This window comes from Streptomyces sp. NPDC031365 (assembly GCF_055569765.1).
The window spans coordinates 114208-134739 of record NZ_JBVIIM010000020.1 but is presented as its reverse complement, the minus strand read 5'-3'; the positions used below and the strand labels follow the sequence as shown (position 1 = coordinate 134739).

Sequence of the window (20532 nt, the reverse complement as noted above, 5' to 3'; positions counted from 1 at the left end):
TGGTCGCTGGCGGGTGACTTTGGTGAAGATCGTCGGTCATCGGGCGACTTCGCGGTTCGTGAGGACCAGCAAGGCCCGGACCAGGGCGGTCGCCCATGCGGGGTCGGTGCGTACCTTGCCAAGGACGCGCCAGTTCTTGAGGTGGGCGAAGCCGTGCTCGACGGGTGCCCGGACGGCTGCCAGTGCCGTGTTGGACAGCTTCTGGCCTCGCGTCAGGGGCCGGTTGCGTGCGGCCTTGTAGCCGGTGATTACTGCTGGGTCGGCGTCGGGGCCGCTGTCGTCGAGGCCGATGAAGCCCAGGTCGGCGATGGCTCCGAGGCCGGCTTCCCGCAGGTGCCGTCGTGCCCGATCAACGGGGTGCCGGCGCCGTCGAAGATCTCCCAGCCCAGTCCCCAGGCGTCGCCCATCACCCCGAGCCGGGGAAGCTCCACCTCCCGCTCCCGCATGGCCTTCGCCGTGGTGTCCCGCAGGACGACCGTGCCGTCGGCCGCCGTGCCGCCGTCGAGGTGCATCCGGGCGAAGACCAGCAGGTCCCGCGGGCGCATCGCGAGCATGGAGCCCGCAGGGGCGTTCGAAGGGGCGAGCGCCCACACCGGGGCGGGCACGAGGGCGTCCTCGGGTGACGGCCGCATGTGTCCGACCGCCGTCCGGCGCAGGATCGCCTCCTCCGGCCCGTGCGCGGTGTGGGTGAGGCCCAGAGGGGTGAACAGGTGGTCGCGCAGACAGACGGCGAACGGCTTGCCGCGCACCACCTCGACCAGCCGGCCCAGCACGCAGTAGCCGGCGTTGTTGTAGGAGAACAGCTCGCCCGGGGAGAAGAGCTGGGGCACGTCGGCCAGGGTGGCGACGAATTTCTCCACGCAGTCGTCGTTCCTGCCGGTGTCGGTGAAGATGTCACCCTCGAACCCGGCGGTGTGGTTGAGCAGCTGCCGCACGGTGACCTCGGCGGAGGCGGACTCGTCGGCGACCCGGAACTCCGGCAGCCGCACCCGCACCGGCTCGTCCAGCTCCACCAGACCCTCGTCGGCGAGCTGCATCACCAGGGTCGCCGTCCATACCTTCGTGATGGAGCCGATCTGGAACAGGGCGTCGGCATTGACCTCCACCCCGGTCGACAGATTCAGCACCCCCGCGCCGTGGTCCACGACCTCCCCGCCCAGGTCCACGGCCACCGCCGCGCCCGGCACGCCGTACTGGTCGAGAAGGGCGGGCAGCCGCTCCTCCCACCAGCCGTGAATCTCGTTGAGTTTCGACATGCCGTGAACGTAGGGGTACGCAGGCGGCACGGATTCGTGCCGGAACACAAAGTCCGGGCCGCGACTCCGTAGTTTCGCCCGAAGTCGGTGACCGCGGGCCCGTGCAGTCCTACAGGGGGAGGCGGCCGGTTCTCAGTGAGCAGCGCTGAGCAGCGCGTCAACTGAGCCGTCGCGGCGGCGTACGGTCCAGATACCCCGGCCGTCCCGACGTCGCCCGGCCGGGGTGTCGCCGACCGCTGGCGGTCTATCCGCGACGGGACCGCCCGCCCGCTCCGCTCGCGCCCAGGGACGCCCCGACCTCATCGTCCGGTCAGACGCAAAGGTAAATATTTCACCAACCATTAGAATGCGGTTGAAAAGCCTCTGGTGTACACACGTGGGGGGCACTCCTCGACGCGTGAGCCGGGCGAGGGATGATCATGAAGGCACTCTTCCGCCGAATCCGGCACGCGCCGTCCGGCTCCGCTTCCGGTACGGGCCGGCGCGCCCTGCTGAGTCCGCACAGCGCCGCCGGGCAGGTGTTCCTCCTCCAGGTCGTGATCGTGGTGCTGCTGGTCGTGGCCGCGGTGACGGCGCTGATCCTGCAGGCTCACCGGGACAGCACCAGGGAGGCCAGGCGGCAGTCGGTGGCCGTGGCCGAGGCGTTCGCCAACGCTCCGGGCATGGAGGCGGCGCTGGACTCCCCGGATCCGACGGCGGTCCTGCAACCGCGGGCCGAGACGGTCAGGAAGAGGAGCGGGGTCGACTTCATCACCGTCATGGACACGCGCGGCATCCGATACACCAACCCGATCCCGGACCGGATCGGCAAGAAGTTCGTCGGAAACATCGAGCCGTCGTTGCGCGGCGAGGTCTTCGTCGAGACGCTCGACACTCCCTCGGGCCGCGTCGTCCAGGCGGTGGTGCCGGTGACCGGGCCCGACGGCTCGGTCACCGGCCTGGTGTCCTCCGGGCTCAAGGTCCGCAACGTGACCAGTATGGCCGCGAACCAGCTGCCGATCATCCTCGTCACCGGCGCCGTCGCGTTCACCGTGTCCACGACCGGGACGGCACTGGTGGCGCGCAGGCTGCGCCGCCAGACGCACGGTCTGGGCCCGGTGGAGCTGGCGCGGATGTACGACCACCACGACGCGGTGCTCCACGCGGTACGGGAAGGCGTGCTCATCACAGGGGCCGACGGACGGCTGGTGCTGGCCAACGACGAGGCCCGGCGGCTGCTGGACCTGCCGGCGAGCGTGGAGGGCCGTCCGATCGGCTCGCTCGGACTCGACGAGGGCATGGAAGGAGTGCTTGTGTCGGGTGAGCCGGTCACGGACGAGGTGCGGCCGGCGGGTGACCGGCTGCTGGCGGTGAACAAACGGATCACCTCTCCCCGTGGCGGGCAGCCCGGCAGCGTGACGACCCTCCGGGACACCACCGAACTGGCCGCGGTCTCGGGACGGGCCCAGATCGCCCGGGCCCGGCTGACGCTGCTGTACGACGCCGGCATGCGGATCGGGACGACACTGGACGTAACCCGCACAGCGGAGGAACTGTCCGAGGTGGCGGTGCCGCGGTTCGCCGACATCGTGGCCGTGGACCTGCTGGAGGCGGTGCCCCGGGGGCAGGAGCCGACATCCGAGGCAGGTGGACCGCTGCGTCGCACGGCGGTGTGCGGCCCACCGGGGGTAACGGGGCTTCCCCCGGTGGGAAAGCTGATCACGGTCGTACCCGGGACCGCACCGGGCCGGGCGCTGGAGTCGGGCCGGGCCGTCGTGGAGACGGCCCTGCGCGACGTGGCCGGTCCGCTGCTCACGGAGCAGGAACACAGCCCGGGGCAGGACCAGGACCGGAGCCAGGACCGGGACCAGGTGCGGGCGATGCCGGAGTACGGTCTGCCGTCGCTGGTGACGGTGCCCCTGCGGGCGCGTGGCGCGGTGCTGGGCATGGTGCACTTCTGGCGCACGGAGGAGGCACCTGCCTTCGAGGAGGACGACCTGTCATTCGCCGGGGAACTGGCGGCACGGGCGGCGGTCGCCCTCGACAACGCCCGCCGATTCACGCGTGAGCACGCGATGGCCGTCGCACTGCAGCGCAGCCTGCTGCCGAGGGGGGTCCCGGAACAGAACGCCCTGGAGGCGGCATGGCGGTACCTGCCCGCGGAGGCGGGGGTGGGAGGGGACTGGTTCGACGTCATCCCGCTGCCCGGCAGCCGTGTGGCACTGGTGGTAGGCGATGTCGTTGGCCACGGCCTGCACGCGGCGGCGACGATGGGTCGGCTGCGGACCGCCGTGCACAACCTCTCCGCCCTCGACCTGCCACCGGACGAACTGCTGGCCTACCTGGACGACCTGGTGATCCGGATCGACGCCGACGAGAGGACCGGCGAGGAGCCGCGCGACGGCGAGGGCGACGGGGTGACGGGGGCGACATGCCTCTACGCGGTCTACGACGCGGTGACCGGGACGTGCACGGTGGCCCGGGCCGGGCACCCGGCGCCGGTGGTGGTGCGTCCGGACGGATCCGTCGACAGTCCGCAGGTGCCCGTCTCCCCTCCACTGGGGCTCAACGGCATCCCCTTCGAGACGGCGGAGCTGCGCCTGGCCGAGGGCTCGAAGCTGGTGCTGTACACCGACGGGCTGATCGAGGACAGGAAACGGGACATCGACAGCGGACTCGCGCTGCTGTACGGGGCGTTGCGCGGTGCGGCGGACCGTACTCCCGAGGAGATGTGCCACATGGTCCTCGACGCGTTGCTGCCGGAGCACCCGTCCGACGACATCGCGCTGCTGGTGGCGGGCACCCGGTTGCTCGATCCGTCGAAGGTGGCGGAGTGGGACGTGCCGTCGGACCCGCGGGCGGTGGCGGGTGTGCGCCGGGAGTGCGCCCGGCGACTGGGGGAGTGGGGCCTGCAGGAAGCGGCCTTCACCCTGGAACTGATCCTCAGCGAGCTGCTCACGAACGCGATCCGGTACGGGACCGAGCCGATCGGAGTGCGTCTGCTGTACGACGCGACCCTGACCTGCGAGGTGTCCGACGCCGGAAGCACATCCCCGCAGGTACGCAGAGCCGCGACCACCGACGAGGGTGGCCGGGGACTGTTCCTGGTGTCCCACTACGCACAACGCTGGGGCACCCGCTACACGCCGGGCGGCAAAGTCATCTGGGCCGAACTGGCGCCGCATGCCGAGGCGGCCGACGGCACGGCCGACATCACCGCCGACACACTCCTCGCACAGTTCGACGACTCGTTTTGACGGTGCGGGGGACGGCGAGGGCAGCCGTCACCGCCGAACACACACCGGGTCAGGAGAGTTCGCCCACCCTCATCTCGATCCGCGGCGCCGGCGCAGGTCCCGGTGGCCGTGGGGTCGGCGGACCTCGGCGAATACAGGGCTGGAGCAGAACCACAGGCCATCCCAGGGGCTCTCCAGGCCGTCGGCGAGCGGCTCGGCCTCCATCGGCGCTCGTGCCGCGCACCCGCACGCGGAGATCCGTCCCACGTCCCGCAGGGGGTGCCTTACGACCTGGTCGTGCCCGCGGCGGCGCCAGTCGCCCGGGCCGAACTGCCCCACGACCTTCGTGGTGGACTTGGTGCCAGGAGACGGGGCACTTTGGCGGCTCGCCGGTGGCGATCTGTCGCAGCAGAGCCCGATGGGCGGGGGAACAGGAGGCCGGTCGCGCGCCCCGCACCGCGACGGGCGCACGGCTCGGCCGCGTCCACCGGTCAGGAAACGCCCCATGCGCGCAGCCGGCGGCCGATAAGTCCGACGCCCAGGGTGCCGGCGGCGGCCTCCCGCACCAGGGCGACGGCTTCCTTCGGCGGGTAGTCGAGCCGACACCCGTTCAGGGCCAGGAACGCCTCCGTGGAGTGCCAGGCGAACGCCTCATGGGAGTGCTCGAGACACGGCAGCCGTGCCAGCGTCTGGAGCAGCGCGCCGGCCTTCAGGTACAGGGAACCGTAGATGTCCCGTTCCAGTGCGCGTGCATTGACCCGGGCGGTCGCCGCGTACAGCGGGCCGTAGTCGTCGACCTGCGGATCGCCGGGCAGCAACTCGGCCGCGTGCAGCAGGAAGGTCACGTCCAGCGGATGGAACGGCTCGTTCTCACTCACGCCGCGTGACCCCGCCCCTCTTCGAGGTCTCGCCGCGCGTCCATCTCCGCACCCCGCTGCCGCTCACCGGGACCTGTGGCACCGGCCTCCTCCGCGAACGCGACGCCGCTGCGGGACATCGACTCCCGGAAGGCGTCGAGGAAGCGCTCCTCGACGGCGGTGGCGCGGGCGTACGCGGCCGACAGGATGTACTCCTGCAGGCTGACGCCCTCCTGCCGGGCGGCCGCCTCGATTGCGGAGCGCTGGGCCGGATCGGGGAACCGCAGGTTCATGGCCTTGTGATACGACATGGTACCGATGGTACCGGCGATACCGTGCGCGGGCCAGGGGGAGACCGTCCACGGTCGTCATCTATCTCCGCAGCCGCGGAGCCGGTGGCAACGCGGCACCGGCGAGAACACCAACCGGCTGCTTCGGCAGTACCTCCCCAAGGCCGCCGGCCTCCGCACGTTCAGCCAGGCCGACCTGGATCGCCCCGGGCAGCCCGGGGCCCGCTCAGTCGAATGGAGTGGGGGAAGTCCCGTACGGCAGAAGCCGTTTGGCGATCCGTGCGTCCTGCCGGTAGGGGAGGACGGGTAACGGCAGCAGCCGCTCGGGGGAGAGGCCGGGGCTGCGCACGTCGGTTCCGGTGGTGACCGGCCCGTGGCCCGTGGCGAGTGGCGCTACGGCGCCGGTTCCCCGGCCGCTGCCCGGCGGCGGATGTCCTCGAACATGGACTGCATCGACATGCGGAACACCTCGGCCTGGTGCGGGCCGACGAACGTGGTGTGCCCGAACACCTCCAGGACGACAAGACCGTGCATGTGGCCCCAAGCGCTCAGCAGGAGGCACACCGCGGGCGGCGGCAGAGCCCCGAGAGCGTCCGGCGACAGATACTGCTCCAAGTGATTCCTCAGCGCGGGCGAGAGGGCGGGAGTCTCGGCGGCGGCGAGCCGCGCCGCGGTGAACCCGCTGAACAGTGCTTCGGTGAAAATCCTGCTCATCCGGCGGACAACGAGGGTGGAAGAGCCCTCCACCGGTGCCGCGTAGTGCCGCAACGGTGCCCCGTAGGCGAGTTGGAACCGCTCCGGATGGTCAACCGCCCACTGGCGGTAGGCCTCGGCCGCGACCACCAGGCGGGGAGTGCCGGGTTCCTCCGGCGCTGTGTCGACGGCGTGCTGAACGGCGTCCACCAGGTCCTCGTACGTCTTGGTGACGAGGGCGGTGATGAGGTCGTCGCGGCTCGGGAAGTAGTGGTAGAGGGCCTGCACGGTCATGCCGAGACTCCGGGCGACCGCCCTCAGGGACAGCGCCGCCGGACCGTTCTGGGCGATCTGGTTCTCGGCGGCGGTCAGGATCTCCTTGACGGCGACGGCCCAACGCCGTTCACGCAGGGACAGTGGGGCGGTGGCAGGGGCATCTCCGGTCATGAGCCCGACCGTATGTCCGTTTCTTCACACCGACAAGGAAGAGGAGCGCCGCCAGATCATTTCGACACTGTGGGGGTGAAACGAGTGCTGCGGCCATCGGTACGCGGTGGCGGTGCGGCCTGGCGGTGGCGCCGGTGGGCGGCGAGTTCCGGGGCGGGCCCGTTCGCGGCCGGTCGCGGTGCGACGGGCAGGAGTGGCGGCCGCCGCATACGGGGCGGTCCGTGGCGGTTCCGCGGGACACGGCCCGGTGCCGTCCGTCCAACGACGTGCCACCCCCTCAGATCCGTCGGGGGAGACGGGCCCGGAGCGGCGGGGTGCACCGGCCTTCCACGGGCACCACGTTCCGCTGGCCGGCCGCCTGCTGCGGCTGCTCGCGACCGCCTACACCGGGGGCTTCCGCGCCATGCCCGCGATCATCATCATCTATCTGATCGGCTTCGGACTGCCGCTCACCGAAGCGCCGTTCCTCAGTTCGCTCAGCCCGGTCCGGTTCGCGGTCTTCTTTCTCACCCTCGCCTACGGCGCCGAGGTGTTCCGGGCCCGGACGAACCCCGCCCCGGCCGGGCACCCCGTCAGAGGCCCGCCGGAAGCACTGCTTCCGGCGGGCCGTGCCTGGGTTCGCGGACCGTCTACTTGCCGTAGTAGGCGTTGTAGATCGTGACCGTCGACTTGTTGCCCTTCTTGTCCGTGACCTCGGCGCGGAAGGAGACGGCCTTCCCCTTCGCCGGGTTCTTGACGGTGATCTTCCCCTTCTTGACCGCGGTCTTCTTCCAGGTCTTGCCGTGGTCGTAGGAGACGTACGCCGACAGGGACTTGAGGTTCTTGCCCTGGGCGGCGCCCTCCACACTGACGGGGATCGTGGCCTTCTTGCCGGCCGGTACGGTGCTGTTCAGGTCCGTGGCCGCGAGGAAACGGACCATGGAGGCCGGCAGCTTCGTGAGGCCGGCGGTCTTCTTGGAACGGAAGGTCCAGCTCGCGTCGATCCGCGTGGAGGCGGCGGCGACCTCGGCGCTCCGCTTGACCGACGTGGTCAGCTTGTACGAGGCGTCACCGGAAGGAACCTGGAACTCGTCAAAGGCGTTTGGCGTGCCGTCGTACGAACCGGCCTTCTTGCCGTTGCGGTAGAGGCTGGTGACGGCCGAGCTGGTTGTCGAGTCGCCGACGTGGCCCTTGCCGTCCGAGAAGAGGTACAGGGAGCCGTAGATCTTGTTGCCGTTGCGGAAGACACCGTCGTCCTTGGTGAGACTCGGGCCGAAGACGGCCGTGTTCACGGTTTCCCTGTACGTCTTGCCGCCCTTGAAGGTCTTCCCCCCGCCGATGAGGTAGACGGTGTCGATGTCCGGCGGGCCCTCCTGGTGGTGGTCCTCCTGCGCGAAGTCGAGGTTCCACTTGATCCCGCCCGAGGTGGACAGGTGCAGGGTGTGGGTCCCGGGCAGCCGTTGCGGGACACCGATCAACGAGTTGCTGATGGCGCCGGGCAACTCGAACCGCGGCTCGATCACACCGGTCTTGCCCTTGGCGGGCGCGCCCATGCCGACCTTCACCGTGGCCAGGTCACTCGGCTTGTAGTGCCGGGTGTAGCCGGTGGCGAGCCTGTCCACCCCGGAGACGGTGGCGGTGTCGTACTGCTCTTCGTCGCCTTTGTACCAGTGCGCGTCCCACTGCTGGCTGAGTACCCCCTCGGGGAGCCGCGGGCCCAGGTGCGCGGTGCGGAAGCGGTCGTACGACCCCAGCAGCCAGCCGCCGCCGTAGGACGAGTCCTTCGTCTTCACGCTGTAGTCGACCGAGGCACCGAACGGCGTGGCCTTCTTGTCCGGCACGGTGATGTCCACGGGCTTGGCCCTGCGGGCGTCCAGCGTGACCGTGGTGTTCCCGGTGACGCTCAGCTTCGGCTGGACGAGCCAGTCGATTCCCTCCGCTTCGCCCTCGGGCGAGATGACGAAGACGCTGCTCTCCAGCACGTAGTCGCCCTTGGGCACGCGCATGGTGAGGGTGCCGTCGGGGTCGTGGTAGTCGTACACCTTGCCCGTGGCCGCGCCCGAGGTGCCGGTCAGCACGGAGAAGTACTGGCCGGTCGACCGGCCGGCACGGTCGAGGAACTTCAGCGTCACGTCGTACGACTGGACCTCGCGTTCCACCGCGGCGGCCGTGCGCACGGTCTGCCCGCCGCCCGTGGCGACCACGTACGCCGAGTAGGCGCCGTCGACCGTGCCGCCGAGGCGGGTGTCGGCGGTGAGGTCCACGGAGGCCTTGCCGCCGGCCGGGACCGTGACCGTGGTGGCGCCCAGCTTGAAGAAGCCTGCTGGGGCCGCCTTGCCCTCGGGGCCGGTGGCGGTCGACGTCAGCTTGAGCGTGACGTCCTCGGTGCCGGAGTTGCGGTAGGTGAGTTGCCGGGTGACCGGCTTGTCGTCGGTGTGCGGCCACTGCTGGAGACCGAAGCCCACCGAGGCGGGTTCGGCGATCACGGCCTGCCGGATGGCCTTGTCGACCTGGACCCGGCCCGAACCCTGCTCGAACGGCGAGTACGCGCCACCCTTGGTGGAACCGGTGAGCGCGCTCTTCAGCTCGGTGTTCCTCCACTGCGGGTGCTGCTGCTTCAGGATCGCCGCCGCGCCCGCGACATGCGGGGTCGCCATCGACGTACCCGAGATGGTCATGTAGCCCGCCGGCTTCTCGCCGACCTCGCCGACGATCGCGTTGCCCTTCGCCGAGGCGGCCGTGATGTCCACGCCGGGTGCGGTGACGTCCGGCTTCAGGCCGCCGTCGCCGACGCGGGGGCCGGTGGAGGAGAAGTCGGCGAGCGCGTCCTTGTCGTCGACGGCGCCGACGGTGAGAGCGGCTTCCGCGCTGCCGGGCGAGCCGATCGACTGAGGGCCCTCGTTGCCGGCCGCGATGGCGAACAGGACGCCCTTCTCGGCCGAGAGGCGGTTGACCGCCTCTTCCAGCGGGTCGATGCCGGGCGTGTCGGTGCCGCCCAGACTCATGTTGATCACATCGGCGCCCTGTGCGGCCGCCCACTCCATCCCGGCGAGGATGCCGGAGTCGTCACCGGAGCCGTCGTCGTTCAGGACCTTGCCGTTGAGGATCTTCGCGCCGGGCGCGACGCCCTTGTACCTGCCCTTGGACCGGGTGCCGGTACCGGCCGCGATGGAGGCGACGTGTGTGCCGTGGCCGTACTTGTCGCCGGCGGTGGGCGCGGGGGTGAAGTTCTTGGAGGCGGTCACCTGGCCTTTCAGGTCCGGGTGGGTGGCGTCGACGCCGGTGTCCAGCACGGCGATCCTGACGCCCTTGCCGTCGTAACCGGCCGCCCAGGCCTTCGGCGTGCCGATCTGTCCCACCGACGTGTCGAGGGATGCCTTGCGGACCCCGTCCAGCCACACATGGGCGACACCGGAAGCGGCCTTGTCACCGTTGGTGACCGCCTGCCACAGCTCGGTCGCGTCCTCGTGCGAGGTCTGCACCGCGTCCACGTTCAGGGACGTCAGGCTCCGGCGGACCGTGCCCGCGTCACGCACCTCGGCCTTGGCGGCCTTCGCGCCGCCCTTGTAGCCGACGATGACCTTCGGGCCCCGCCTCTGGGAGCCGCGGGTCGCGGACTTGTTCAACTCGGTGATGTCGAACAGCCGCTGGTCGACCTTGCCGCTCGTGATCAGCCGGGCGGCGTCCGCCGGTATCACCAGCGTGTGGCCGCCGGTCCTGCGGACATGGACGGGTATGTGCTCCCGCCCCTTCGCCCGCTCCAGCCCGACCACGCCGCCCTTGGCGTCCACCACGACCCGATCACCCGTGATCAGCGTGATCCGGTGCCTGTCCTGGAGCGCCGATGCCTTCGGGGCCGCCTTCGTCTTCGAGGACGCCTGTGAAGTGGCGGTCGTCCGCTCCCCGTTCGCCGACGCCGGGCCGGTCATGCCCGCCGCGAGCGCCACGGCGACCGCTCCCGCGACCGCGCATGGTCGTCTCACTCTTCTGCGCAAGTTCTCCCCCTCGTGGAGTCGCCGGACGGAAGGTCACATCACCCGGCGGAATCGATCTCGTGCGCGCCTGCGCGCCTCCGGAACATGCAGTCTTCCGGGGCTGACCGAGCGACCTCAAGGGGAATCGGAAAGGGTGCGGAAGCCGACGGGTGACCGCAATACCGCCGCCGGAACTCCGTTACAGGAACGCGTGGTTGGGGATGAACCGGCTCAGGGACCCTGGAGGGAGGGCATGTGTATGAGGCCGGGGTGCCGGTCGGTCGGGTCCTGTGGGGGCAGCCCGGCCGGTCCACGGTGTCGGACCCTGGGACGTCAGGAGGCGGCCGCCTCGCCGGCCCGGCAGCGCGGGCAGGCACAGGGCGGGTACAGGTGCCCCATCGGGGGCAGCGGCTCGCGGATGGCGGGGACGTCGACCGTGCCGCGGTCCTCGACGACGGCGCAGTCCTGATTCACCGTGTAGACGTGCAGGGCCGACGCAGGCGGAGTACGCGGAGCGGGCCGAACTCGCCCGCTCCGAACTCGCCTCCGCCCTCGGCAGCGCGCCGAGCCCGGAGGCCGAGGCGAAGGCCCGGGCGCTGCTGGAGCGCCTCGGCGGCAGCGCGCACGGTCCGCGGGCGGCCGCGTAGTGGCGGGGATCGCGGTCGTCCTGGACCACACGACCGCGGGAGCTTTGTACGACCCGAAGGACCCGTTCAACGAGGCGGTCGCCGCGTTCTACGTCCAGGCCTCCGGCGGACTCGGGGACCTGTATGCGCCGGTGCTGTCCCTTACCGCCGGCGACGCCGAACGTCCCGGGCTGCTCGGCTACGTCAAGGGACTGCGGTTCATCCGCATCGAGGCCTTCGGCACCGACGCCGCGGTCACCGCCACCGAACTGCTGCGCTTCGGCCACTCCTGGGCCGCCGTCCACGCCATCCACACCGCCCGCCCCTCCGCCGCCCACCCCGCCGGACGGTACCTGCTCACCTTGACGCCCAAGGCGTACGCGGGCACCGGCGTCCAAGCCGTCCACCCCGACCAGTAGCCGCCGCCCCCCGGCGGCAGACCGACACGATCCTCGCGTCTGCCCGGGCCTGACCAGCCGCTGTCTGACAGCCGCGAAGGCCCCGGTCGCTGGACGTCTGTCCTGGACGGGCAGCTGTCCCTCACGCCTTACCGCTGCTCCTCACCAATGCGCAGGTAGTGCCGCGTACTGGTGGGGTTCACCGAGATGCCCCAGTCGATCTCGCCGTCGGCTCTGGTAGGCCGACGGCACTCGTGGATATCCGCCGTCTTTTCACGGCCCAAACCGCTTCGGCGGGAACGGCCGAGGCCGTTCCCGCTCCGCGTCCGATAGATCACCGCGGTCGCCCAGCCCCACGCATGTGAAGAATGAGCGGATCAGGTGACAGTCGCACGATCGGCCTGACAGTTACTGGTCCTTCTCGGTGTCGGGAAGTTGGCCGGGCTTGTCGACGATGGTGCTCTTGAGGAGGGCCGAGCTGTCCAGGAGCGTTCCCGCCTTGGCGTAGGGGGTGTCCTTGGTGAGGCGGGTGGAGTGGCCGAGGTAGGCGAAGTCCTGTTTGTTGAAGACCCATTCGGTGACGACGCCGTTCTTCGTGTCGTTGCGGGCGATGCCCAGGCCCTGGCGGCCGAGGGCGTCCTCGGCCTGAGGAGCCTCGGTGACGCCGGGGATCTTCGCCGCGGCCCGGTAGAGCGCGGCGGCCGTGTGTGCCGGCATCACCTGGTCGAGGAGGTCGCCGATCTGCTCGAAGACGGCTTGGTCGCGTTCCCTGTTCTCGGCCTGCGGAGCCTTGGCGTACAGGTGGTCCAGCAGCTGGTCGGGGTCCGTCGGCAGCGAGGCCAGCCATTGGTAGGTGGGCCGGCTGAAGCCGACCGGTGTGCCGTTCGTGTCGCCGAACTCGGCGTTGAGGGGCATGGTCTCGCCGTCGCTGCGGATCAGGCCCTGCTTCTGCACGGGCTCGGGGTTCTGGGAAAGCCACAGCTCGTAGTCGTGCAGCGGGCCGACGACGGCCTTCCCACCGGACAGATCGGCTTCGCGGACCCTTTTCATGACGTAGGAGAACTGGTCGTCCCGCACCGTGGGAGTGTCACGCTTGCCCGCGGCGTCGGAGATCTGCCCGAGGAGAGCGGAGACGGGCTGCATGTCCGCGGCCGTACCGGCCGACGCTCCGGCGGCGGGCTTGCGGTCCCCGTCGTTCAGGGCGATTCCCGCGGTCACGATGCCGGCCAGGGCCAGCGCGGTCACGGGCGCCAGGAGCACGGGGCGCAGCCGTCGGCGCCCCGGCCGGGCGGCGGCGGTGGTGGTGGCCTGGTCGCGGTCGATGTGTCGCATCAAGAGGTCCTTGTGATGGAGGTGCCGCCCGCGTGGAAGGTCCCAGTCGGCCGGGGCCGGCAGCAGACGGGCGATCTCGTCGCGCTCGTCCGAGGGCTCGGGAGAAGCCGGGTTCGGCCTGCCGTTCATGTGAGTTCCTTCCGCACGGACACGGCCGCGAGTGCAGCCGCACTTGTCATCTCTCCGCGGACGGTGGGCGGTTCCATGTTCTCCTCGGCGAGCCGGGCGAGCTTCTTGCGTGCGCGGGACAGACGGGATCGTACGGTGCCGACGGAGATGCCCAGCGCCTGAGCTGTCTGCTGGTAGTCCAGACCGGACCACACGCACAGGGCGAGCACCTCCCGCTCGTGGCGCCGCAGCCGGCCCAGGGAGGCCTGAACGGCACGCAGCCGACGCACGTCGTCGAGACGCCCGACCGCCTCCGGTGCGAAGTCGTCCACCGCCGTAGGCTGCGGCTGGCGCGTCAGGAACAGCTGCCGTCGGCGCACGCTGCGCCGTGCGTTGTCCGCCTTGTGGGTGGCGATGCCCAGCAGCCACGGCAGCAGGGTGCCCCCCTCCTCGTGAACCGTGGCACGGTTGGCCCACGCGGCCAGGAAGGTCTCGGACATGATGTCCTCTGCCGTCGACCAGTCACCGGTCAGCCGCAGACCGTGGTTGTACACCGCGCCGGCGAACGCCTCGTACAGCTGGGCGAACGCCTCACGGTCACCCTCGCGCACACGACGCCGCAGGTCGTTGTCTGACTTCCTCACATCGTGTTCTCTCCACGCCCCCGGACGCATTCCAGTGATCCACCTCACTCCTACGTGTGCACCGTCGATCAGCAGAACTCGTTGCACGCGAGCCAAGGTTGCGGGCGGCAGGCGGGCCGTCCAGTACGCCCCCCGCGTCGGCCGGGGTCAGTCTTCACGACGGGGCGCGCAATGCCTCGACCGGTTCCATCCGGGAAGCCCGCAGTGACGGGTACACGCCCGCCAGCAGCCCGACCACCGCGCCGACGACCGGGGCGCCGACGGCAAGTCGCCCGTCGAGTACGGGAGTCCAGTCCTTGACCGCGGACACGGCCACCACGACGACAACGCCCAGGGCGGCACCGATGACGCCCCCCAGCAGTCCGATCGTCGTCGACTCCAGGAGGAACTGAGCGGCGATCTGCCGGCGCGAGGCGCCCAGGGCACGCCGCAGTCCGATCTCTCCGACCCGTTCCATCACGGTGACCAGCGTGACGTTGGCGATACCGATGGCACCCACGATCAGCGAGACCAGCCCGAGCACCAGGAACAGGCCGTTGACATCGCCCTGGACCCCTTTGCGCGCCTTCGACAGATCGGGCGGAGCGAGGACGGTGAGCGCCTCCGCGCTGTTGGGTGCCAGGGCGACGGGTGACTGCCTGGCGACCTGCTGCGCGGCACCGAGGGAGGTGTTGATCAGGACGCGGTTCACCGTGTCCAGGCCGAGGCGGTCCTTCGCCGTCGTCGGCGGAAGGATCACCGAGGTGGACAGGCGCTGCTCGCGCTCGATTCCGCCGAGGATCCCGATCACGGTGAAGGAATGGCCGTTGAAGAAGACCGCGGGCGAGTCCTCCACCCGTGTGACGCCGAGAAGGCGAGCGGCCTGGTCGCCCAGGACCGCCACTCTGGCGCTGCGGGCGATGTCGCCCTTGTCGTAGAACCGGCCGGCCGTGATGTCGCCGCGCACCGCCGCCGGCAGGGAGGGCGAGGCGGCGGTGACGGCCAGCGTCTGGCCGGACAGGCCGCCAGGGGTGACCACGTCGTTGGCCCGCACCTGTACGGCGGCCAGTTCGTCCGTCTGCGCGAGCGCGGCGGACGACTCCACCCCGGCCAGCCGGTCGACGGCGTCGACGTCTTCCCAGTCCACCAGCGGGACGGGGTCGGACGCCGGGGGCGGAGGCGGGACCACGACGGTGACCGAGGTCGCGGTGAGCGCGTTGAACCGGCCGACGATCTGGTGGGCGGCCGTCGACGCCACCCCGATCGTGATGACCAGCGTGCCGATGCCCAGCACCGTGCCCAAGGTGGTCAGCGCGGAGCGGACGGGGCGGGCCAGTACTCCCGACAGTGCCTCCGTCCACAGGTCCTTCGGATGGATCCGGGGACGGTCCACCCGCTTGCCGGGACCGGCAGCGGTGGCGCGGTGACGGCGTTTCATGCGGGTTCCTCCATGAGCCGTCCGTCGCGGATGCGGACCCGTCGGCCGGCGCGTCGGCTGACGGCATCGTCGTGGGTGATCACGACGAGGGTCATGCCCTGCGCGCCGAGCTGGTCGAAGAGTTCCAGAACCGAGAGCGTGTTCTCGCTGTCGAGATTGCCGGTCGGTTCGTCGCACAGCAGCAGGGCCGGTTCGCTCATCAGGGCCCGTGCGATGGCGACGCGCTGGCGCTCGCCGCCGGAGAGACGGTCGGGCCGGAAACCGTTGCGGTGGGAGAGGCCCACCCGGTCCAGGGCCGCTCCGGCTCGTTCCGCACGGTGGCGGCGCGCTCTGCCCGTGCGCTGCCTGCGGTAGATCTCCGCCAGCATGACGTTCTCTTCCACGGTCCGGTAGGGAAGCAGGTGGAAGGACTGGAAGACGAAGCCGATGCTGCTTCCGCGCAGCGCGGTGCGCTGCCGGTCGCTGAGGGCCCCGGTCCTCACTCCGTCGAGCCAGTAGTCGCCCGAGGTCGGGGTGTCCAGCAGGCCGAGGGTGTTCAGCAGGGTCGACTTCCCCGATCCGGACGGTCCGACGATCGACAGGTGCTCTCCTCGCCTCACCGTCAGGTGCACGTCGCGCAAGGCGTGTACGGGTGGTTGGGAGTCGAAGACGCGGTGGACGCCGTCCAGTTTGATGACGTCGTCCACGCCGGGCGCCTCGGTGGAGGTCGGCGCTCCGGTCACCGGCCGACCACCACGAGGTCGCCCTTCTTGAGCACGCCGCCGTCCGGCTTCACCTCGACCAGCCCGTCGGCGGAGATTCCGAGGACGACATCGATGCGCCTCACCCGTCCGTCCCGCTCGACCTGCACGCGGGCCTGACCGCCCGCAGATGTCTGCACCGCGGCGACGGGTACGGCCAGAACCTTGCCGTCCGACTCGCCCACCTCGATGGTCACCGTCACCGCGCCGCCCGTGTTCTCGGCGAGCGGGCCGGGCTTCGCGATGGTCACCTTCAGGGGCACGGGTTCCGATGTGCCGCCGCCGGACGTTCCGGTGCTCTCGGGCTCCCCGCTTCCGGATGTCCCGCCGGGTTCGGCGTCCGGGCCCGTCCCGGCGCCCGAGCCGGCGTCCTCGGATGTCGTGCCCGACCCTCCGATCTCGCTGAGCACACCCTCGGCCTCCTTGCCGTCCGCTGTGGTGACCTGGACGGTCATGCCTTCCCGCAGGGAAGCGGCGTCCGAACCCGGCACGACCGCTTCGACCACGACGTCGGAGCTCGTCACGGTGGCGACCTCTCCGTCCGGGGTGTCACCGGCACGTACCTTGGCCTTGTCGACGCGGACCGGAAGCCGCGGCAGGAAGACGATTTCTCCCGCGGGTACCTTGGTTCCGTAGCCGGCCTTGAAGGCGCTCAGCGCCGCGTTCGCCAGCTGCAGCTGCTTCTCCGCGGACTTGATACGCAGGTTCCGGATCTTCTCCGACTCCTTTCCGGGCGTACCGCCGCCAGGATCCTGCTCGCCGTCGCCACGCGCGGTGAGCAGCGCGACCTGTGCGTCGGACACCGCGGTTTCGAGTTCGCCCAGTTTCTGCCGGTCGGCGCTGGTGGGCTCCTGTGCCGTGTACCCCTTGCTCCGGTACCACCGGCCGACCGCGGAGGCCGTGCCCTGGCCGTAGGTCCCGGTGACGCCGCCCGTTGAGAAACCGAGCCTGTTCAGGGCCTTCTGCAGTTGTCTGACATCGTCCCCGCGCGAACCGGGGACGATGTTGCGGTACATCGGTATCGACCCGCGCAGCACCAGGACCGGCCTTCCGTTCACCTGCATCAGGACGTCGCCTTCCTTCAGCCGGCTCCCGGAGGAGGGTGCCCTGGTGACCCGTTGTGCCGCATCCCCCTCTTCGTCGCTCTCCTGGGAGGAACCGACGGAACCGGCCAGGGTGAGACTCCGCGGGGATCCGTACTCCAGGCTGCCCTGGGCCACCACGGTGGCGGTCAGTGTGCGCTGCTCCACCGGCACGGTCACCGGACCCGCCTTCGGCGCCTGCTGCGCAGCGGCGGCGTCGGCGGGCGACTGCATACGGGTGCCGGCGAACCAGCCGCCCGCTCCGATCACGGCGACCGCGGCGACCGTCGCACCCAGTCGTCTGGTGCGGCTGCGCTGCTGCCTCTTGCGGCGCTTCACCCGTTGTTCCCCACGTAGGGGTTCTTGTCGTACTTGGGCCAGTACGCGGCCCTGAACTGTTTGCCGCACTCGAGGTCCTTGAGCGCGAGGTCGATCTCACCGGGGAGCTTGGCCAGTGCTTCTTCCTTTCCCGGCATCCCGTCCGGCGGAATCTTGCCGCTCACCTGGAATTTCACCATGTCGGCGATGCTGGTGGGCTGAGTGGTGGTGACGGTGATGCCCTCCTTGCGCAGGCAGCCGGCGTACGCCTGGGCGAGGGACACAAGTTGGGGGTCTCCGTTGAGCGCCTGCCCGGCTTGTTTGTCGCGTTCCTGCTGTTCCGCGTTCTCCCGGTCCTGCTCGGCTTTCGACTTGGGCGGCCCGAGCACCTTCCGTTCCGCCTGCGCGAGGCATCCGTCCTTGGGGGGACGCTGGATCACGCCGTTGGTCTTGCGGATGAAGCGCAGCCGTCCCAACGCCTTGTCGTACTTCTTCTGCTGCGCGGCGGGAAGGGAACTGCGGTAGTGCTCGTTGGGGTCGCTCTCCTCTTCCGGCAGGGCCACGGCCGGGTCGTTGGGATACACGATGCGCGAGTAGGTACCGAAGCCGTACTTCTCCCGGTACTTCTTCGCCAGGCCGTAGTCCCTTCCCTCGCCCGCGTTCATGTCCTCGTTCGGTGTGATGCCGGGAACCGGTGTGTAGCTGAACCCGCGCTGCTTCATACAGGCCGCTATCGCGTTCTCGGTCAGGTAGTAGTTCTTCGTATCCGGGTCGGCGTCCTCCGGGACGGTCAACTCGCCGCCCGGCGCGGCCGACGCACTGTCTCCGCCCCGGGCGGCGCCGCCCTGGGTCTCTCCGGGGGAGGACGCGACGGAGCCGCTTTGGCCGCAGGCCGACAGGGCGACCAGGCCCATGGCCGCGAGCGCCGTCAATGTACTGCGTAGTCGCAAGGGGATCACTTGTCCGTTCGATGGGGGGACGTCGTGCGGCGGTCCGGCCCCGTGACATCGCCGCACAGGGGAAAGGCGCTGGCCCAGCCGCTTTCCTGCACACTCGGCTTGTGACGTCCACCACATTTCACGGAGTCAGGGCCGCCGCACCCCGGCCTCCACCCGGTTACAGGGGCGGAGGCAGGCGGCGAGGACCGCCCGCCCGGCCCGGAGAACATGACAGACGAGGAGCACAGCGCATGCGGATCAGTAGCGCGGCGGAACGTGAGTTCGGTGAGTTCGTAGCGACCCGCCGGCCGGCTCTCCTGGCCTACGCCCGCACCCTGGCGGGCGGGGACCGTCACACGGCCGAGGACCTGGTGCAGGAGGCACTCGTCAGGCTGTGGCTGGTCTGGCCCCGGATCGCGCACGGCGCACCGGAGGCCTACACCCGGCGGATACTGGTGCGCGCGGCCGCACGCGCGGCCGGACGGTGCTGGCGGGGCGAGCAGCCCACGGAGAGAGTGCCGGAGCCTGCCTCCGCAGCCGACTCGGCAGACCTGGTGGAGGCCCGCCTCGGGCTGACGGCCGCACTGACCCGTCTGCCGCGACGGCAGCGGACGGCCGTGGTGCTGCGCCACTACTGTGACCTCCCGGAGAGGCAGGTCGCCGACGACTTGAACTGCGCCCCGGGGACGGTCTCTTCGCTCGCCTCACGGGGCGTGGCGACGCTGCGGTCACTGATCGGCGGCGCCGATGCGGGCTTGGCGGCGTGAGCGGTGGGCCAGGCGCTCACCTCCGTCGCCGACGGCGCGGAAACACCCGCGGCAGGGGGCGGGCCGGGGACCGTCACGACGCGGTCGCCGGACACCCGGAGCATGCCGGGCGTCCTGAGCGCCTGGGACGTCTGTCCCGGGCTCGGTAGCGAGGGTGAAGGGACACCGGTGAAAGGCTCGTCGTCGGACTTCGAGGCCTTCGTCGCGGCACGCGGTCCACGGCTGCTGCGCGCGGCCTGGCTGCTGACGGGCGACGCCCACCTGGCCGAGGACCTGTTGCAGACGGTACTGGCCAAGCTGTGGCCCAAATGGCACCGGATCGCCGACGGCAACCCCGAGGCCTACGCCCGCAAGGCCCTGGTCAACACCTTCTCGTCGTGGTGGCAGCGACGGTGGAGGGCGGAGGTTCCGCACCACGAAGTGCCCGCGTCGGCCGCGGCGGACGCGTTCGCGGGGGTCGACCTGCACCACTCGCTCGCCGCCGCGGTGCGTGCCCTGCCGCCCCGGCAGCGGGCGGTGATCGTGCTGCGCTACTTCGAGGACCTGAGCGTCGAGGAGACCGCCGGGATACTCGGCTGCCGACCGAGCACGGTCAAGAGCCAGGCCGCCAAGGCACTGCGCACGCTGCGCGGCCTGCCGGCCCTGCACACGCACGCGCAGGAAGGAGAGCACGGTGTACGACGCTGACGAACAGGAAGTGCACGAACGGCAGTTGCGAGAGCTGCTGGAGCGAGCGGTGCCGAGCCTGCCGGCTCCGGCGGACCGCATGCGCCGGGTTCACCGGCGGGTGAGGGCCCGCAGACGACGGCGCGCGGCCTGGGCGGCGGGCGTGGCGTGCGGGACGGCAATCGCCCTGCTCTACGGCTCCCTCGTCGTCCAGCCGCTGCGAAGTCAGGTCGCCGCACAGTCCCCGCACAGTCATCGGACCCACCTCGCGGACGGAGCGCTCAGTCTCGATCTGCCCAACGGCTGGTACGCGCGTGAACCTGCGGACCGGTCCGCCACCGTCGGCGTCTATGTCGCCAACAGGACCTTGCCTGCGACATCGTGTCGCATCGTCATCGACACGGACGACTACCGCTGCCCGCCCTTGACCGGACTTGCCGAGGGAGAGGCTCTGATCTCCTTCCGTCACGCAGAAGGCACGGGAGCCTTCGACTCGGACACGGCGCTCGAGCCCAGTCCGTACCCACGGCCGGGCAAGGGCTGCCGTACGCTCGGAGGGGACCAGGAGTGGGGCGGCGCGCCGAGTGTGTTCCTACTGGACTCCAACCGGGTAGGAAAATTCCCCTTGGTTCGTGTCTGTCTCAGGGACGTGTCGGACACGACTCTCGCCGAGGTCAAGGCCATCATCGACAGTGCGGCCTACGACGACACCACGTCGACAGAACCGCGGGGCGCGGCCGACGGCCGTGATGTGAGGCGGTAGATCGACACTCGCCCGGGGTCAT

General features: G+C 70.5%; 18 protein-coding genes and 2 pseudogenes. 7 read left to right on the top strand and 13 right to left on the bottom strand.

Translation table 11 applies throughout. The features are described from left to right. Positions 1-36 precede the first annotated feature (36 nt). Together ACZ5C2_RS26470 and ACZ5C2_RS26465 are read right to left on the bottom strand one after the other, a co-directional pair. Positions 37-336: pseudogene (locus tag ACZ5C2_RS26470) on the bottom strand (transposase family protein); the annotation flags it as partial. Beyond that, complete coding sequence (locus ACZ5C2_RS26465) at positions 249-1256, bottom strand: serine hydrolase domain-containing protein (RefSeq protein WP_468795786.1); 1008 nt, start codon at positions 1254-1256, stop codon at positions 249-251. The pseudogene ACZ5C2_RS26470 and the gene ACZ5C2_RS26465, both read right to left, overlap by 88 nt. 419 nt (positions 1257-1675) lie before the next feature. Here ACZ5C2_RS26465 and ACZ5C2_RS26460 point away from each other — a divergent pair, with 419 nt between their 5' ends. Then, on the top strand, positions 1676-4492 hold the full coding sequence (locus ACZ5C2_RS26460; RefSeq protein WP_468795783.1) for a SpoIIE family protein phosphatase: 2817 nt from the start codon (positions 1676-1678) through the stop codon (positions 4490-4492). Positions 4493-4962: 470 nt separating this feature from the next. Here ACZ5C2_RS26460 and ACZ5C2_RS26455 read toward each other — a convergent pair whose 3' ends face one another. Together ACZ5C2_RS26455 and ACZ5C2_RS26450 are read right to left on the bottom strand one after the other, a co-directional pair. After that, positions 4963-5349 carry a fic family toxin-antitoxin system, toxin component gene (locus tag ACZ5C2_RS26455; protein WP_468795780.1) on the bottom strand — a complete coding sequence of 129 codons (387 nt, stop codon included), beginning with the start codon at positions 5347-5349 and terminating at the stop codon, positions 4963-4965. Beyond that, a complete protein-coding gene (locus ACZ5C2_RS26450; RefSeq protein ID WP_451769867.1) occupies positions 5346-5639 on the bottom strand; it encodes a type II toxin -antitoxin system TacA 1-like antitoxin in 294 nt (97 codons plus the stop codon). The genes ACZ5C2_RS26455 and ACZ5C2_RS26450 overlap by 4 nt, the downstream gene beginning before the upstream one ends. Positions 5640-5712: 73 nt before the next feature. Here ACZ5C2_RS26450 and ACZ5C2_RS26445 point away from each other — a divergent pair. Next, positions 5713-5820 (top strand): annotated as a pseudogene (locus tag ACZ5C2_RS26445) (IS30 family transposase); the annotation flags it as partial. A gap of 191 nt (positions 5821-6011) precedes the next feature. Here ACZ5C2_RS26445 and ACZ5C2_RS26440 read toward each other — a convergent pair. Then, positions 6012-6758: a TetR/AcrR family transcriptional regulator gene (locus tag ACZ5C2_RS26440; protein WP_468795777.1), complete on the bottom strand. Its 747-nt coding sequence runs from the start codon at positions 6756-6758 to the stop codon at positions 6012-6014. 247 nt (positions 6759-7005) lie between these two features. Between ACZ5C2_RS26440 and ACZ5C2_RS26435 the strand changes: the two genes are divergently transcribed. Then, the gene (locus ACZ5C2_RS26435) at positions 7006-7419 is read left to right on the top strand and encodes a hypothetical protein (RefSeq protein WP_468795774.1); all 414 of its coding nucleotides are present in this window, start codon (positions 7006-7008) and stop codon (positions 7417-7419) included. On the opposite strand, the gene ACZ5C2_RS26430 is transcribed toward ACZ5C2_RS26435, so the two are convergent. Both ACZ5C2_RS26430 and ACZ5C2_RS26425 read right to left on the bottom strand, forming a co-directional pair. After that, complete coding sequence (locus tag ACZ5C2_RS26430; protein WP_468795860.1) at positions 7388-10666, bottom strand: S8 family peptidase; 3279 nt, start codon at positions 10664-10666, stop codon at positions 7388-7390. The genes ACZ5C2_RS26435 and ACZ5C2_RS26430 overlap by 32 nt on opposite strands. A 378-nt stretch (positions 10667-11044) precedes the next feature. Further along, the gene (locus ACZ5C2_RS26425; RefSeq protein WP_468795771.1) at positions 11045-11185 is read right to left on the bottom strand and encodes a hypothetical protein; all 141 of its coding nucleotides are present in this window, start codon (positions 11183-11185) and stop codon (positions 11045-11047) included. A 172-nt stretch (positions 11186-11357) separates the two neighbouring features. Between ACZ5C2_RS26425 and ACZ5C2_RS26420 the strand changes: the two genes are divergently transcribed. Then, positions 11358-11756 (top strand): PIN domain-containing protein, encoded by a 399-nt coding sequence (locus ACZ5C2_RS26420; protein ID WP_468795768.1) that lies wholly within the window; start codon positions 11358-11360, stop codon positions 11754-11756. Between the two features lie 387 nt (positions 11757-12143). On the opposite strand, the gene ACZ5C2_RS26415 is transcribed toward ACZ5C2_RS26420, so the two are convergent. From ACZ5C2_RS26415 to ACZ5C2_RS26390, 6 genes are all read right to left on the bottom strand, one after another. Then, positions 12144-13196: a CU044_5270 family protein gene (locus ACZ5C2_RS26415; protein WP_468795765.1), complete on the bottom strand. Its 1053-nt coding sequence runs from the start codon at positions 13194-13196 to the stop codon at positions 12144-12146. After that, a complete protein-coding gene (locus ACZ5C2_RS26410) occupies positions 13193-13798 on the bottom strand; it encodes an RNA polymerase sigma factor (protein WP_468795857.1) in 606 nt (201 codons plus the stop codon). The genes ACZ5C2_RS26415 and ACZ5C2_RS26410 overlap by 4 nt, the downstream gene beginning before the upstream one ends. Positions 13799-13973: 175 nt before the next feature. Next, positions 13974-15236 (bottom strand): ABC transporter permease, encoded by a 1263-nt coding sequence (locus ACZ5C2_RS26405; RefSeq protein WP_468795762.1) that lies wholly within the window; start codon positions 15234-15236, stop codon positions 13974-13976. Then, entirely contained in the window at positions 15233-15958 is a 726-nt protein-coding gene (locus ACZ5C2_RS26400; RefSeq protein ID WP_468795759.1) for an ABC transporter ATP-binding protein, read from the bottom strand. The genes ACZ5C2_RS26405 and ACZ5C2_RS26400 overlap by 4 nt, the downstream gene beginning before the upstream one ends. Next, on the bottom strand, positions 15955-17397 hold the full coding sequence (locus tag ACZ5C2_RS26395) for a peptidoglycan-binding protein (protein ID WP_468795756.1): 1443 nt from the start codon (positions 17395-17397) through the stop codon (positions 15955-15957). Before ACZ5C2_RS26395 ends, ACZ5C2_RS26400 begins: the two co-directional genes overlap by 4 nt. After that, positions 17394-18326 (bottom strand): hypothetical protein, encoded by a 933-nt coding sequence (locus ACZ5C2_RS26390; RefSeq protein ID WP_468795753.1) that lies wholly within the window; start codon positions 18324-18326, stop codon positions 17394-17396. Before ACZ5C2_RS26390 ends, ACZ5C2_RS26395 begins: the two co-directional genes overlap by 4 nt. A gap of 239 nt (positions 18327-18565) precedes the next feature. Here ACZ5C2_RS26390 and ACZ5C2_RS26385 point away from each other — a divergent pair, with 239 nt between their 5' ends. The 3 genes from ACZ5C2_RS26385 (at position 18566) to ACZ5C2_RS26375 (ending at position 20510) form a co-directional block, all read left to right on the top strand. Next, entirely contained in the window at positions 18566-19081 is a 516-nt protein-coding gene (locus ACZ5C2_RS26385) for a SigE family RNA polymerase sigma factor (protein ID WP_468795750.1), read from the top strand. 168 nt (positions 19082-19249) lie between these two features. Beyond that, the gene (locus tag ACZ5C2_RS26380; RefSeq protein ID WP_468795747.1) at positions 19250-19768 is read left to right on the top strand and encodes a SigE family RNA polymerase sigma factor; all 519 of its coding nucleotides are present in this window, start codon (positions 19250-19252) and stop codon (positions 19766-19768) included. Continuing rightward, entirely contained in the window at positions 19755-20510 is a 756-nt protein-coding gene (locus ACZ5C2_RS26375; RefSeq protein ID WP_468795744.1) for a hypothetical protein, read from the top strand. The genes ACZ5C2_RS26380 and ACZ5C2_RS26375 overlap by 14 nt, the downstream gene beginning before the upstream one ends. Positions 20511-20532: the final 22 nt, after the last annotated feature.